11 protein-coding genes are annotated in these 14,557 nt (G+C 65.2%); 9 read left to right on the top strand and 2 right to left on the bottom strand.

Annotated features, from left to right (window positions below; all coding sequences use genetic code 11):
* Positions 1 to 37: 37 nt before the first annotated feature.
* From IGS61_RS02910 to IGS61_RS02880, 7 genes are all read left to right on the top strand, one after another.
* Entirely contained in the window at positions 38 to 2,173 is a 2,136-nt protein-coding gene (locus IGS61_RS02910; protein WP_230538214.1) for a TonB-dependent siderophore receptor, read from the top strand.
* Between the two features lie 55 nt (positions 2,174 to 2,228).
* The gene (locus IGS61_RS02905; protein WP_230538213.1) at positions 2,229 to 2,630 is read left to right on the top strand and encodes a DUF2946 domain-containing protein; all 402 of its coding nucleotides are present in this window, start codon (positions 2,229 to 2,231) and stop codon (positions 2,628 to 2,630) included.
* Between the two features lie 92 nt (positions 2,631 to 2,722).
* On the top strand, positions 2,723 to 4,810 hold the full coding sequence (locus IGS61_RS02900; protein WP_230538212.1) for a TonB-dependent receptor: 2,088 nt from the start codon (positions 2,723 to 2,725) through the stop codon (positions 4,808 to 4,810).
* A gap of 294 nt (positions 4,811 to 5,104) precedes the next feature.
* Positions 5,105 to 5,536, top strand: coding sequence for a hypothetical protein (locus tag IGS61_RS02895; RefSeq protein WP_230538211.1), 432 nt, complete (start codon positions 5,105 to 5,107; stop codon positions 5,534 to 5,536).
* Positions 5,537 to 5,648: 112 nt separating this feature from the next.
* Positions 5,649 to 6,980, top strand: coding sequence for a D-serine ammonia-lyase (locus IGS61_RS02890; protein ID WP_230538210.1), 1,332 nt, complete (start codon positions 5,649 to 5,651; stop codon positions 6,978 to 6,980).
* Between the two features lie 20 nt (positions 6,981 to 7,000).
* Positions 7,001 to 7,900 (top strand): DNA-binding transcriptional regulator DsdC, encoded by a 900-nt coding sequence (gene dsdC, locus IGS61_RS02885; protein WP_230538209.1) that lies wholly within the window; start codon positions 7,001 to 7,003, stop codon positions 7,898 to 7,900.
* 41 nt (positions 7,901 to 7,941) lie between these two features.
* On the top strand, positions 7,942 to 8,763 hold the full coding sequence (locus tag IGS61_RS02880) for a ferritin-like domain-containing protein (RefSeq protein WP_230538208.1): 822 nt from the start codon (positions 7,942 to 7,944) through the stop codon (positions 8,761 to 8,763).
* Positions 8,764 to 8,790: 27 nt separating this feature from the next.
* Here the strand turns inward: IGS61_RS02880 and IGS61_RS02875 are convergent, their stop codons facing one another.
* The gene (locus IGS61_RS02875; RefSeq protein ID WP_230538207.1) at positions 8,791 to 12,234 is read right to left on the bottom strand and encodes a hypothetical protein; all 3,444 of its coding nucleotides are present in this window, start codon (positions 12,232 to 12,234) and stop codon (positions 8,791 to 8,793) included.
* A 226-nt stretch (positions 12,235 to 12,460) separates the two neighbouring features.
* Between IGS61_RS02875 and IGS61_RS02870 the strand changes: the two genes are divergently transcribed.
* Entirely contained in the window at positions 12,461 to 12,721 is a 261-nt protein-coding gene (locus tag IGS61_RS02870; protein ID WP_230538206.1) for a hypothetical protein, read from the top strand.
* Between the two features lie 155 nt (positions 12,722 to 12,876).
* A complete protein-coding gene (locus IGS61_RS02865; RefSeq protein WP_230538205.1) occupies positions 12,877 to 13,260 on the top strand; it encodes a YkvA family protein in 384 nt (127 codons plus the stop codon).
* On the opposite strand, the gene IGS61_RS02860 is transcribed toward IGS61_RS02865, so the two are convergent.
* A complete protein-coding gene (locus tag IGS61_RS02860) occupies positions 13,257 to 14,447 on the bottom strand; it encodes a serine hydrolase domain-containing protein (RefSeq protein WP_230538204.1) in 1,191 nt (396 codons plus the stop codon). The genes IGS61_RS02865 and IGS61_RS02860 overlap by 4 nt on opposite strands.
* Between the last annotated feature and the right edge of the window lie 110 nt (positions 14,448 to 14,557).

The raw sequence follows: 14,557 nt of genomic DNA, 5'->3' as shown, positions 1-14,557 counted from the left end.
CCATTCGTACATATTTTTTCATTGAAAGCCCGATGTCATGCCTGTCGTTTCTCCCCGTACCCGCTTACTTCCAGTCGCCGCCGCCCTGTCGCTGGCCTTCGCTTCCCATGCGGCCCATGCCGCCAGCGGCCAGGATGACTTGACGGCTGGCGATGAGAAAGTCATGCAAGCCGTGCAAGTGACGGGTGCCCGCGCGCAAGGCCTGGTGCCCGTGACCACGGAAGCGGGCAGCTTTCGCGGCGCCAGCATCATGGACGTGCCCTCGACTGTCAACGTGATCACGCGCGCATTGCTGCAGCAGCAAGCCGTGTCCGGCCTGTACGACGCCGTGCGCAATACGGCAGGCGTGACGCGCCAGCAAAACGGCGGCGAAACGTGGGATCAGCTGGTCATCCGCGGCATCGCCGTGGAAAACCGCACGAATTACCGCCTCAACGGCTCCATGCCCATCATGAACTTCTCGCAAGTGCCCATGGAAAACAAGGAGCGGGTGGAAGTGCTGAAGGGGGCTTCGGCCCTGTACTACGGTTTTACGTCGCCGGCCGGCGTCGTCAACTTCGTCACCAAGCGGGCTGGCAGCCAGCCCGTCACCAGCATGGGCCTGGTCCTTGACGACCGCGGCAGTGCCGTGGCGAATGTCGACGTGGCCCGCCGCTTTGGCGCGCAGCAGGAATTCGGCGTGCGCATCAACGCCGCCGGCGGCACCCTGGGTTCCTACCTCGATCATGTCGGCAATGGCAACCGCAGCTTTCTCTCCACCGCGCTGGACTGGCGCGTGACAAATAAACTGCTGCTGAAGGCGGACCTGGAATACGACCGCCGCAAGGTGACGGAACAGGCGGGCGTGGCCTTGCCGGCCGCCGTGAAAGGCGTGATCAGCCTGCCGCGCGCCGTCGACCCGCGCCAGCTGATCGGCCCCGACTGGTCGAATTTCGAGGCGCAGACGAAAAACGCGCAATTGCGCGCCGACTACGCCATCACGGATGGCTGGGCCTTGACGGTGGAGGCGGGCCACTCGGAAACGGCGCGCGATCGCCGCCTGGCGATCTTTCGCCTGAACAATGCGGCGGCCCTGGCCACGGGCGCGGGCCGCATCACGGGCAATATCCAGCACAGCGTGACGGCGTCGGACTTGCTGCGCGCGGAACTGGCCGGCAACTTTAATACCGGTTTCATTGCCCACGAACTGACCCTGGGCGCCTCGCGCACGGAGAAATCCCAGGATCCTATCTACCAGAGCAACTACACGATCGCGTCGCAAAACCTGTACCAGCCCGTGCCCGTGACGAATGTCGTGTTCGGTCCCAAGCCGACGGCGCCCACGACGGCCGCGCTGGAGACGCGCGACACGGGCTTGTACGCGCTCGACCGCATGGTCTTCAGCCCGCAATGGCAAAGCGTCATCGGCGTGCGCCGCAGCAGTTATCAAAGCGACCAGGGAGTCAGCCACTACGACGTCAGCAAGACGACGCCGATGGCCTCATTGATCTACAAGGCCACGCCCGAACTGTCGTTCTACGCGTCGACGGCGCGGGGGCTGGAAGAGGGAGAAACTGGCCCGACGGGCACCGTCAACCAGGGCGTCAAGATGGCGCCCGGCGTGAGCAAACAGAAAGAACTCGGTGCGCGCTGGCTGACGCCGGGCGGCACCTTGCTTTCCGTCGCCTTGTTCGACATCACGCGCCCCGGCTACTACACGAATGCCAGCAATATATTTACGTCGGATGGCGAACAGCGCTATCGCGGCCTGGAAATCTCGACGCAAGGCAAACTGACGCGCCAGCTGTCGTGGCAAACGTCGGCCCAGTTGCTCGACCCCAGGTTCGCCAACATCAACGCCGATTACAACGGCAAGGCGCCGGAAAACGCGTCGAAACGCACGGCCAGCGCCTTTTTGGCCTACGCGTTCGACGCGGTGCCTGGCCTGTCCGTCAACGGCGGCGCGTATTATTACAGCGCGCGTCCCGTCAACGACCTGAACCAGGCCTTCCTCGGCGGCGTGAGCCTGTTCAGCGCGGGCGCCCGCTATGCGAGCCGCGTGCTGGACAAGGCCGTCGTCTGGCAGCTGAACGTGGAAAATCTTGCCGACAAGTGCTACTGGGCCGGCGCCGGCACGCGGCTGGCGTCCGGTGCCCCGCGCGCCATCAAGCTGTCGATGAAGGTGGATTTGTAAGCAAGGCTTGACCTGCACCCTGTGCGCAGGGGCCTTGCCCTGATACAATGTTGCCATGTTCATCAGCAAAAGCAAGGCCAGCATCGTCCTGTGGATCGCGTGTATCGCCATCTTCCTGGCCACGCTCGCCCCTACGGTGTCGCGCGCGCTGACGGTCGCCAGCGGCCTAGCCGTGCCCAGCCTGGAAATCTGCTCGGTGGCGGGCGGCATGAATATGTTGCCCGCAACATTGTCCACTGACGCGCCCGATCCCGATACTTCCAAGGGCAGCATGCGCATGGGCGACTGCCCCTGCTGCAGCATGCATGCCGACACCTTGTCGATACCGCCTACCTCGCTCGTGCTCGCGTCAGGCGAGCTCATCACGGGCTTGCTGCCCGAACTGTTCTACCAATCCGCCACACCGCTGTTCGCCTGGACGCCCGTCCAGCCCCGCGGCCCGCCCGCCGCTTTCTGATCTGTCCTTTTCCTGAACTGCCTTGTGCCGCGCGGCAATGTGCTGCGCTTGCGGCCGTTCGTCTTACCCATACAGAATCTGAAAGCAGCACCATGAAACATTTACCGTTCTTGATTTCCCTCGCCATCGCCATGCCCGCCGTGGCGCAAACCCGTAATGAAGCAGGCACCACCGTCTTGCCCGAGATGAAAGTCATCGTCACGGCCATAGGCGACGGCTACCGTCCCGCCGCCGACACGGCGCTGATGCTCAGCAGCACGCCCGGCTACAGCGTGGCGGCAGGCGGCGGCGTGTCCGGCTTGCCAGTCATCAATGGCTTTGCCGATGACCGCCTCAAGATTCGCATCGATGGCATGGAACTGACGTCCGCCTGTGCCAATCATATGAATGCGCCGCTGTCCTACATTGATCCGCAACAAGTGCAGCGCATCCGCCTGATCGCGGGCGTGACGCAAGTCAGCGCGGGCGGCGACAGCATCGGCGGCACCATCGAGGTGCAATCGAACGCGCCCGTGTTCGCCCAGCCCGGCGCGGGGCTGCACACGCAAGGCAGCTTCGCCGTGTCGGGGCGCAGCGTCAACAACAGCGTGGCGAGCAGCGTGAACGCCTCGGCCGCCAGCGACACCTTGAGCATCGGTTACAGCGGCGCCTATACGCGGGGCCACAGCTATGAAGATGGCCATGGCAACAAGGTGCTGGCCAGCATGTACGAAAGCATCAACCAGTCCATCGTGCTGGCGGCGAAAGGCCAGGGCCAGCAGCTGACCCTGCGCGCCGGCGTGCAGCACATCCCGTACCAGGGTTTTCCGAACCAGTACATGGACATGACGGACAACCACGGCCAGTTCGCCAATCTCGCTTATAAAGGCGAGTTTGGCTGGGGCGTGCTCGATGCGCGCGCCTACTGGCAGCAGACGGACCATGAGATGGGCTTTTTCTCGCCCGAGCGCAAGGGTTCGATGCCGATGATTACGCATGGACGCAACACGGGTTACGCGCTGATGGCCAGCCTGCCGACGGCGGCGGGCGAGTTGCGCCTAGGCCAGGAGTGGCACGGCTTCCGCCTCGACGACTACTGGCCAGCCGTGCCCGGTTCCATGATGATGGGGCCGCGCACCTACCTGAACATCAATGACGGCAAGCGCGACCGCACCGTGCTGTTCGGCGAACTGGAAACGCGCCACGCTGCGCGCTGGACGAGCGTGCTGGGCGTGCGAGGCGAATCCGTGCGCATGGACACGGGCGACGTGCAATCGTACGGCACCAACATGATGAACATGCCGGACCTGATGGCTGCCAAAGCCTTCAATGCGCGCAGCCGCAGCCAGCGCGACACGAATATCGATGCTACGGCGCAAGCGACCTTCACACCGGACGCCGCCAGCAGCTATGAATTCGCGCTGGCGCGCAAGGTGCGCTCGCCCAACCTGTACGAGCGCTACTCGTGGGGCCGCGGCTCGATGGCCATGACCATGACCAACTGGTTTGGCGACGGCAACGGCTATGTGGGCGATATCGACCTGAAACCCGAGACGGCGTACACTGCGGCTTTCACGGCCGACTGGCATGGCGGCGGCGAGGAGGGCTGGTTCCTGCGCGTTAATCCCTATTACAGCAAGGTCGACAATTACATCGATGTCGACGTGCTGGCGTCTTTCCACCCGTACATGAAAATGGGCGCGAACGGCAACTTGTTGCGCTTTGCCAACCACGACGCCAAATTGTACGGCGCGAATGTGACCTGGCAGTTGCCGCTGGCCAGCAGCGCGCGCTGGGGGCGCTTCATGGCGACGGGCAATGCTGCATACACGCGGGGCAAGCGCAGCGATGGCGGCGACCTGTACCGCATGATGCCGTTCAACGCCTTGCTGGCCGTCGAGCACAAGCTGGGCGCCTGGAGCAGCCGCATCGAAACGAAGATCGTGGCCCGCAAGGACAAGGTCGATGCCCGCCGCTTCGAACCGGAAACGGGCGGTTATGCGCTCGTCAACCTGCGCAGCAGCGTGGCATTGAACAAGATGGCCAGCCTGAGCGCCGGTGTCAGCAACCTGTTCAACCGCGCGTATGCGGACCCGCTGGGCGGCGTGTACTTGTCCGGCCTGAAGGCGAACGGCGGCGCGCTGCAAGCCTTGCCGGCCGAGGGCAGGTCGATTGATCTGGGGCTGCAGCTGAAGTTCTAAGCCCGGCAGTCAGATGTGGCGCCTTCCAGTTGCCGACGCGGGTGGGGAAGGCGCCTGCCGAATGCACCGCATCGGCGCTGGCCAGGTGCTTGTGACAATGTGTGCATGTTTCTTCGTGGTAATTTGTTATGCTGCATGGCGTCCTGTTTTCGGCGTTTGCCGCACAGGAGGGCGATGGCGAGGCATGCGGGTGTGGTCTGAAGTGGGCGCCGTGCCGCTAAAGCCGTAAGGGGATTATTTCTCCTGGTTAATTCATCGTCGTCCTGCTACACCCGTTCGTGCCATCGGAAACCTGTGAAATATCAAAAAATACTCGGCGAAGATGCCGCCGCCATCGTGCTGTCCCTAACCGTTGTCGCGTATGTGGCATCCCTGTTTTTAACGGCAATCGTGGACTCCCACGAAGTCTTGCTCGGTGGGGGCGTATTATTGCTCGGCTGGTTAGGGCCGTTGGCCGGCAGTTTTGCCTGGTTTGCCAATCCGCCGCTTATTTTTGCCATGTACTTTTCGAAAGAGAAGCCCAGTGCCGCCATGGTGGCCGCCTTTTTTGGCTTTGCGCTGGCACTGACAACCTTCGGCCTAAAAATAATTCCTAGTGATAATGGTTCCTACACGGTGCTGGGCTTCGGCGCCGGATGCTATCTTTGGCTGGCCTGTTTTCCAGCCGTGTTCTTCGCATCGTTCTTGAGCAGCAGAAAATCCAGGGCGCTTGCTTCTGGCGAATAGTTCTGTTGCAGCAGGACAGGTGATCTCCCGTCACCCATTGCCTGATCAACCATCCTTTGCCAGCGGCGCCCGGATGCGGTCTAATCATGGTTTGTTCCTATACGAGCTTGCCATGCTGCCCACTCCCGCCATCGCCGCGCTGCGCGAAAAATTTCCCCTCATTAGTGATCTGATGGCCTTGCAGCCCTTGAGCTGGTTCAATCCCGCCATCGCGCCTGCGGCCGAGGCCTTGAACGACGTGGGCTTGACGGCGTCCGACGTGGCCGACGCCAGCGCGCGCCTGGCGCGTTTTGCGCCGTATCTGGCGAAGGCGTTTCCGGAAACGCGGGCCAGCGGCGGCGTCATCGAGTCGCCCGTGGTGCCGTTGCCCGCCATGCAGGCGGCGCTGGGTTTGGCGTCAGGCATGACGAGCGGTCAGCTATGGCTCAAGCAGGATAGCCATTTGCCCATTTCCGGCTCGATCAAGGCGCGCGGCGGCATCTATGAAGTGCTGAAGCACGCGGAAACGCTGGCGCTCGATGCCGGTTTGCTGAAGGAGGGCGACGATTACAGCCTGCTGGCCAGCGATGCCGTGCGCGCCTTCTTTGGCCAGTATGCGGTCGCCGTCGGCTCCACGGGCAATCTGGGATTGTCGATCGGCATCATGAGCGCGCGCCTGGGCTTTCGCGCCACCGTGCACATGTCGGCCGACGCGCGGCAGTGGAAAAAGGATAAATTGCGCAGCCATGGCGTCACGGTCGTCGAATACGCGACCGACTACAGCGTGGCCGTGGAAGCGGGGCGCAAGCAGGCGGAGGGCGACCCCACCTGCCACTTCGTCGACGATGAAAATTCGCACGATCTGTTCCTCGGCTACGCGGTGGCGGGCCAGCGCCTGCAAGCCCAGTTCGGCGCTGCCGGCGTCGCGGTCGATGCGCAGCATCCGCTGTTCGTCTACCTGCCGTGCGGCGTGGGTGGCGGCCCCGGCGGCGTGGCGTTTGGCTTGAAGCTGGCGTTTGGCGATGCCGTTCACTGCGTGTTCGTCGAGCCGACCCATTCGCCGTGCATGCTGCTGGGCGTGCACACGGGCTTGCACGAGGGAATCAGCGTGCAGGAAATCGGCATCGACAACCTGACGGCCGCCGATGGCCTGGCCGTGGGACGCCCGTCCGGCTTCGTGGGCCGGGCCATGCAGCGGCTGATCGACGGCTACGCCACCGTCACGGATGAAGAACTGTACCGCTTGCTGGCGACGCTTGAGCAAACGCAAGGCTTGTGTCTGGAACCGTCGGCCGTGGCCGGTTTCGCCGGCATTCCTGCCGTGCTGGCCGCGCCGCAATACCAGGCGCAGCTGAAAACGGCCACGCACCTGGTGTGGGGCACGGGCGGCAGCATGGTGCCGGCGCAGGAAATGGCGGCCTACGTGGCCCGTGGCCGCGCGCAGCTGAAGGCCGGAGCCGCGTGATGCCGGCCGGCGCGCCGCGCATGTCCACGCTGACGGCCGGCCAGTTCGCCAACCTGCACACCTTTCTCGTGGCGGCGCGCCACGCCAGTTTCGCGCTGGCCGCGCAGGAACTGGCGCTCACGCCCAGCGCCGTCAGCCACCGCATCGCGCGGCTGGAAGCGGGCCTGGGCTTGCGCCTGTTCCAGCGCCTGACGCGGCAAGTCAAACTGACGGCCGATGGCGAGCGCATCTTCGCCGCCCTGCAAATCGGCTGGGACGGCTTGCAGGCGGCGCTGGCCGGCGGCGACGCGCTGGCGGGCAGCATCACCGTGCATGCGCGCCCGTCCATCGCCCAGTGCTGGCTGGTGCCGCGCCTGGCAGGGTTCGCCGCGCAGTTTCCGGACGTGTCGCTTGATTTGCGCGTGGGCAATGAAAGCGTGGACTTTCGCGCCGGCCAGGTCGACCTTGCCTTGCACTATGGCGACGGCCACTTTCCCGGCCTGGCCTCGCGCAAGCTGATGGATGAATGGCTGGCGCCCGTGTGCAGTCCGCACTATGCGCGTGAACATGGCCTGTTTGACGCGCCGCAACACCTGGCCGGCGCAACTGTGCTGCACGATACGCTGGCCTGGCCCGCCTGCGCGCCCGACGCCGAGTGGCGGCTGTGGCTGGACGGGCAGGCGCCCGAGGTGACCTTGTCCGCGCGCAGCCTGCGTTTCGACCGCGCCGACCTGAGCGCGCAGGCGGCCATCCACCACGCGGGCGTGGCCATGGGCCGGCGCCAGCTGGTGCAGCCGTGGCTCACCAGCGGCCAGCTGGTGCTGCCGTTCGGCGCTTTCGGCTTGCCCAGTCCGCAGGCGTATTACCTCGTGCATGCCGCGCGGCCGCTGCCGGCCAGGGTGCAGGCCCTGTTCGACTGGCTGCTGGGGCAGGCAATTTGATACACTGCGCCCCTCATTGAAACGCGCACGAAAGAATGCCCATGCAGCCATCCCCATCGACCTCGACCGCGCCGCCGCAATTGCGCGAGTTACGCAGCACCGCGCTGGCCTGCCTGCTGGAACCGGACCCGGCCACCAAGGTGGCGATGGTGGCGGCCATGGCCGCAGCGCAACTTTCTCTCGATGCGCAGGCGCCGCTGGTGCCCACCGGCGCCGTGCCGGGCCGTCCCGAACGCCCGGAGCTGGTGCCGCCGCGCCTCGTGGGGCGGCGTTCGATGATCACGCCGGAAGGGCGCGCCATGCTGGTGCACGCGCTCGCGCACATCGAATTCAATGCCATGAACCTGGCGCTCGACGCCCTGTGGCGCTTCCCGGACTTGCCCTTTGAATACTACACGGACTGGCTGCGCGTGGCGAAAGAGGAAGCGACGCACTTCGCCATGCTGCAGGCGCACCTGCAGGTGCTGGGCCACACGTATGGCGACTTCCCCGGCCACGACAGCCTGTGGGAAATGGTCGACAAGACGCGCGGCGACGTGCTGGCGCGCATGGCGCTGGTGCCGCGCACCCTGGAAGCGCGGGGCCTCGATGCGATTCCGCCCCTGCGCGCCAAGCTGGCGCAGGCGGGAGACATGGCCGCCGCCGCCATCCTCGACATCATCCTGCGCGATGAAGTGGGGCACGTCGAGATCGGCAACCGCTGGTATGGCTATCTGTGCGATCAACGGGGCCTGGAATTGCGCGCCACCTATGCCGAGCTGGCGCTGCGCTACGAAGCGCCCACCCTGCGCGGCCCGTTCAACCTGGAAGCGCGGCGCCGGGCCGGCTTTTCGGAACTGGAATTGTCCGACTTGCCGGCCTGAGCCGCCGCATGCCCGCCGCCGGGATGCTCAGGGATGGGCCGTCAGGCTCAGGTGCCAGTGGCTCAGGTGGGCGGGATCGATGCTCACCTTGGCGGGTTTGGCCCAGGCCGGTACGCCGGGTATCCTGGCGTTGGGCGGGTTGGCAAAGCGGCCGTCGACGAGGGCCAGCTTGACGAAGCTGTGGCCGATGTAGATGACGCGCGTGGCGCCCTGTGCCGCTTCCAGCGTCAGCATGGCCCGGTTGGCCGCGATCCACGCCACCAGCAATGCCAGTCGCGGTTTTTTCGGCAGGCCGGCCGCCACTTCGGCCTGCGCGTCGTTGATCAGCTTGCGGATGCTGGCGCCGTTGCCGGCGCCGCCCAGCGTATCCGTGTAGCCGCCCGCGCCGTCCGCGTAGCGCATGTCGATCTGCTGGCCATCGCTGTGGCCGCTATGCCCGAGGATGGAGCGGCCCGCCGCCGTCTGCGTCACATGCTGGCCGCTGATGTCGTCGAAGCGGTAGGGCTTGTTCAACAGCCAGGCGATCGTCAGGCGCGTGGCCCACGAGTCGCCGCCCGCATCGCGGGCGCCGTAGCGCCGCGCCGCCAGCGCCGGCTCGTTGTTGGCCAGGTACAAGGGGATGAAGGCCGTGTCGCCCTTGAAATCCACCTGGCCCCCTTCGGCCGGATCGGACGTCGCTTCGCTGCCGTCGATCTGCCCCTTGAGGCGGATGGTGACGACGGCCTTCTTGTCGATCTTGTTGCCGGCAAAGGTGGGCAGCACCAGGCCCTCAAACTTGACCTTGCCGGGATTCTTGGTGTTTGCCTGGGCCAACAGGTTGTCGGCGCTGAACGACGGGTTGCCGCCGCCGGCGGATATGCCGATGTTGACTTCCGTAATGGTGGCCGCCGCCGGCGTGTACTGCAATTCCAGCGGTACCGTGTGGGTCGGCGTGGTGGCGCCTTGCGACACGGAAACATAGGGGCCCGGCAAGTTGCCCGCTACCTTGATCGGTTGCAAGATGGGATGGCCATCCTTGTTGGGTGACAGAAATTGCGCCTTGCTGACTTTCAAACCCTTGCACGCCAGGCTCAGCTCCACCTGGGTGACGGTCGGCAGCAGGCTGTCGCCGATATTCGTGGCGCTGACGCCGCCGCCGAGGGTCAGGGCGCCATTCACGGTTTGCTTGCTGACATCGATACAATCGGTCTTGACGATGGTTCCCTGCGTGAAGTGCGACTGGTTCACGGCGCCGGCGGCTGCCAGGTTGGCGCCGGGCAAACCGAGCACGGCATATGACCAGGTATCGTTGAAACGGCTTTGCTGCGTCGTGTACGCGGGATATTCGGCGGTGCTGACGGTGATCTTCACGCCCACGTATTTCGTGCCTTGCGGCACCGTGTAGGCGATGGGGACGCTGATGGTCTGGCCTTGCGCGGCCGCCGCGGCCGTAAAGGTCTGGCTGCCCTCGCCATTGAGCGGCGTGGCAGCGGGCGGCGGGGCCGTATCTTCCTGCGCGCTGCGCGCGGGCGGCGCGCTGCCGTCCTGGGTGACGGTGCCGGCGACAAAGGCGCCGCCGGCAGCTGGCCTGGCCGCCGACGCCGCATAGGGATAGACGATGCCGACGTTGACCGTCGTGCTGTTCGGAAAGACGGCAGCGCTGATGCTGACCGCATTCGGATGTTCGAGGTCGTTCAGGGTCAGCTGGTAGGTGTCGGGGATGACGCCGTCGAAGCGGAAGGCGCCCTTGGCGTCGATCACGGCCACGCGGCGCTGGTGGAGGTTATAGCCGGCCAGCAAGATCTTCTTGCCGGCCAGGCCCGTGGCATTGCTGCCCGTCGGCGTGCGCATCTGCCCCAGCAGCACGGTGCTCGATTTGATGACGGTCAAGGCATACGACACGGCAAATTCGCCGTCCTGCGAAACGAAGTTGAGCTGCATGTCGAGCGCGCCGGAGGGCAGGGTTGCCAGCAACTGCTGCATGGCCGTGGCGCTGATGGTGAAGCTGCCCGTATCGGGATGGAACACCCAAAACGGCTTCAAGGCGACGGCCGTGCCGCCGGGCGCCGCCAGGAAGCCGTCGCTGTCGTTCTGCAGGGCCAGCGCCGGCGCGCCGCTCAGGCGCAATGTCAGGCCGCCGGCCTGCAGCGTATTGTTCGGCCCCAGTCCCGTGATGGCCAGCTTGGGCGGCGTTGCCGGCAGGCTGCCATCGTCGAGCGGTTCGACATAGGTTTCCACCGCCGTCGGCACTTCCGTCTGGATCAGCACATCGAAGATGGCGACCGTAGCACCCTTGCTGATGAAAAATTGCGCATGCTGGTCGCTGCCCGTATCGCCGGGCGTGGAAAAGCGCAGGCTGCCATCCTTGAGCAGCACGTCGGTGATGGCGCCGGCGGCCTTGACGCTATCGGCGCCATCCGGAAAGCCCAGGGCGTCCAGCGGCAGCACCACCACCTGCGCAGGCCGCACGGGGGCGAGCGCCACGCTGTCGCCGGCCGTGACGTTCCACACGAGGCCGCCCATTTCGAACGGACGCGTGCGGTCGATGCGCAGCACGATGACGTCGGTGGCGGTGACCGTCGCTCCTGCCGCGATGCTGCCGGCCAGGACGTCGCCGTCGACGATGGTGGCGCCGTCCGGCGTACTGGCGAGGACGGCATGCACATTGTTTGCCGTGTCGCTGCCGTTGTTGCGGATGCTGACGCGAAACGTGTATTCGTAAATCCTGCGGTTGATGCGCCGCTCCGCCGTCTTGCGCAGCGACGTGACGTCAAAGGGGCCGGCGGCAACGCCTTCATCCGTGCCATCCATGGCCGCTGGCACCGCATCCTTGCCGGCGTCTTCTGGCGTGGCTGCCGCCTCTCCGTCCGCTGCCGCCAGCATGATTTTCGGCGTGGGCGGCTGCGTCGGGTCGTTCGAGCCGCCGCAGGCGCACAGGCCCGCAGCCAGCAATGGGACCAGCGCGGCGGCGGCCAGTTGCCGGCGCCGCAGGCACAGCATGGCCAGCACGCCGGCCAGCAGCAGCCATGGCGTGGCGGGCAGGGGCACGGCGGCCGCCTGCGTGAAGCCCGCGTCGAGCTCGGTGAAAGAGACGGGGTCGAGAATGGAAAACGGCTGGGCGCCGGGGCTGCCCGCGCCCAGGTAATCGAAGGTGACGGAAAAGCCCGTGGCCGTGGCGCCGGGGGCAATGCCGCCCAGCAAGGCCAGCGCATCGAAGTAGCCGCCGGCGGGAATGGCGGGATCGGGCTGCACCAGCAGCACGTCCCAGCCGGGCGCCATGGAGACGTTCTGCAGGTTGGCGTACGTGCCCTCGCTGAAGAACAAGGTGAATTCGGCGATGGGCACGGCCAAGGTGGTATTGCTGACCGTGTAGTCGTAGCGCCACTGCGTGCCGCCCAGCGACGTCGCCGTGTAGCCGATGCTGGTGGCGCGCGCTGCCGGCAACATGCATAGCATGATGCATAAGAGCAGCGCTTGTTTGAGGTATCTCATGTGCACTCCCTGGTATGGTGATTTTGCATGGCGCATGCGGATCACGAAGCAGGAAGCGTTCCCGTCAGGTTTTTCCTTTTTAAACAAGGGCTTGCAGCACAGGCTGGCGGCGGGTGTCAAATCTGCCGACACTGCTTCTTATGGATGAGCCTGTCAGCGCTGTCCTACCCATCTTGTCGAAAGCGTCTGATTGTATGCCTTGCGGAAACACGCGATGATCGTGTTCATGCTGCAACAGTCAACCAATCCGATGGAGTATGCGATGCACAAGCCTGACCAGTCTTTTCACGTGAACAAGCCATTCCTGCTGATCTGCCTGTTCACCTGCTCGACCCTGGCGGCCAGCCTGATGCCCGCAGGCGACGCTGTCGAAGCGGACACGGGTCCGGCGCCGATGGCGCGCGAGGCCGGCCATGCGACACTGCCGGTATGCAGTACCGACGCGCTCAAGTTGTCCGCCCATTGCCAGCCTGGCCGCCAGGCTTGATGCCAGCCTGCAGCCGCTGCTGCGCCCGCGCGCGGCGCGGCCCGTTGCCTGCAGATGGCCGTTGGCGTGCGGAACTTGCCGGGCTTGCCCACCCGGCGCGCCGTTATGCTAAGGTGCGCATTCGTAACGCCGTGCGCGGCAGACAGGAGCAGCAGATGTTTGGCAGAAAAAAGAATCTGGAAGAAGACCACGCCCCCCAGGCCGACAAGCAGTACGAAAAGAAATACACGGATGACAGTTTCTGGGACAAGGTCGTCAAGTTCGCCAGGACGGCGGGGCGCGAAGTCATCGAGAAAGCCCTGTGGCTGTACTACGCGGCGCAGCAGCCGAATACCCCGCTGTGGGCCAAGACGGCCATCTATGGCGCGCTCGGCTATTTTATCTCGCCTATCGATGCGATTCCCGACATCACGCCCGTGGTCGGCTATGCGGACGACCTGGCCGTGCTGGCGGCGGCCGTCGCCACGGTCGCCACCTACATCACGGCCGACGTCAAGGAACGGGCCGCCGACAAACTGCGCGGCTGGTTCGGCGCCTAGCCTTTCTTGGCCGCCGGCGCGCTGCTGCCCCCGTGCGCGAGCAGGCGCAGCACGACTTCTTTCTGGAATGAACGAAACTCCTTGTCGGCGCTGACGTTGGCGAAGGCCAGCACGGCCGTCTTGCTGGCGCGGTCGACGCAGACAACGGACGCGGCGCCCGGGTCGCCGCCGCTGTGCGTGGCCAGCGGCTTGCCGTCGATGTCGCGCAAGAGCCACACGAGGGCCTGGCGCACGGACGAGTCGGCGGGCACGACGGGGGCCGCTTGCGGGGCAAAAAACAATTGCAGGGTGGCATCTTGCAGGTAGCGGTGGCCATCGACCCTGCCGCCATTGCTGAAAATGGCGAGGAAACGGGCAAAGTCATGCGCCGAGCTGCGCAGCAGGCCGGCCGGCCAGTCCGGGTAGCCGACGGGCGGCAGCACTTGCAGGCCCGGCTCCTTGTGCGCATACGGCTGGGCCACGACGGCGCGCCGCGGCAAGCCGGCCAGGCTCCACGCCGTGTTGTCCATGCCCAGCGGCTCGAACAGGTGCTCGTGCGCAAAGGCGTCGAGGCCATCGGGGTTCAGGCGGCCCACCAGATAGCCGAGCAGGGCGATGCCGACATTGCTGTAGCGCCATTCCGTGCCGGGCCGGGCCGCAAACGACACATCCGCGTCATACCAGGCGCCGCCGCGCGACAGATAGCCCTTGACGAAGTCGCGCAGCGGCAAGCGCGGGTCGCCCTGCACGGCAAATGCTGTCGTTTTGTCGTACACGGCGTCGGAAATGCCCGAGGTGTGATTGAGCAAGTGCCGAAAGGTGATGGGCACGTCGGGGAACTTCGGATGCATGAGCGGGAAGTCCAGGTAGGCCGCCACCTTGTCGTCGAGCTGGAAGGCGCCCTGTTCCAGCAGCATCATGACGGCCGTGGCCGTGACGAGCTTGCTGACGGAGGCGATATGGAACACCGTGTTGGCGTCGGCCTTCTTGCCGGCCTCGATGTCGGCCCAGCCATAGCCGCGCGCGAAGATGGTCTGTTCGCCGCGCACCACGGCCACGCTCATGCCCGGCGTTTCCGTGCGGGCCAGGCCATCGCGCATGAAGCCGTCAAATTCCGTTTCCCACGCCAGCCTGGCCGGATCGGTGGCGCAACCCGTCTGCAGCAGGGCCAGTGAGACGCCCAGTCCCAGCACGCTTCTTCGTTTCATTGATTCTTTCTTTAGCCATTTTTAATTATCTTAACAATATTTCTGCCCGCCATAGGGGCGATTGACAAAACATTGCTCTGTAGCAATGAAAAAGGAGGCAAGCGGCGCTC

Source organism: Janthinobacterium sp. FW305-129, assembly GCF_020858115.1.
Lineage (GTDB): Bacteria > Pseudomonadota > Gammaproteobacteria > Burkholderiales > Burkholderiaceae_D > Janthinobacterium.
This window is presented reverse-complemented; position numbering and strand designations above follow the sequence as displayed.

Bases quoted from the DNA above. Each gene is read 5' to 3' on its own strand.
- IGS61_RS02910 (WP_230538214.1), top strand. From the start codon at position 38: ATGCCTGTCGTTTCTCCCCGTACCCGCTTACTTCCAGTCGCCGCCGCC.
- IGS61_RS02905 (WP_230538213.1), top strand. From the start codon at position 2,229: ATGTTCATCAGCAAAAGCAAGGCCAGCATCGTCCTGTGGATCGCGTGT.
- IGS61_RS02900 (WP_230538212.1), top strand. From the start codon at position 2,723: ATGAAACATTTACCGTTCTTGATTTCCCTCGCCATCGCCATGCCCGCC.
- IGS61_RS02890 (WP_230538210.1), top strand. From the start codon at position 5,649: ATGCTGCCCACTCCCGCCATCGCCGCGCTGCGCGAAAAATTTCCCCTC.
- dsdC (WP_230538209.1), top strand. From the start codon at position 7,001: ATGTCCACGCTGACGGCCGGCCAGTTCGCCAACCTGCACACCTTTCTC.
- IGS61_RS02880 (WP_230538208.1), top strand. From the start codon at position 7,942: ATGCAGCCATCCCCATCGACCTCGACCGCGCCGCCGCAATTGCGCGAG.
- IGS61_RS02875 (WP_230538207.1), bottom strand. From the start codon at position 12,234: ATGAGATACCTCAAACAAGCGCTGCTCTTATGCATCATGCTATGCATG.
- IGS61_RS02870 (WP_230538206.1), top strand. From the start codon at position 12,461: ATGCTGCAACAGTCAACCAATCCGATGGAGTATGCGATGCACAAGCCT.
- IGS61_RS02865 (WP_230538205.1), top strand. From the start codon at position 12,877: ATGTTTGGCAGAAAAAAGAATCTGGAAGAAGACCACGCCCCCCAGGCC.
- IGS61_RS02860 (WP_230538204.1), bottom strand. From the start codon at position 14,447: ATGAAACGAAGAAGCGTGCTGGGACTGGGCGTCTCACTGGCCCTGCTG.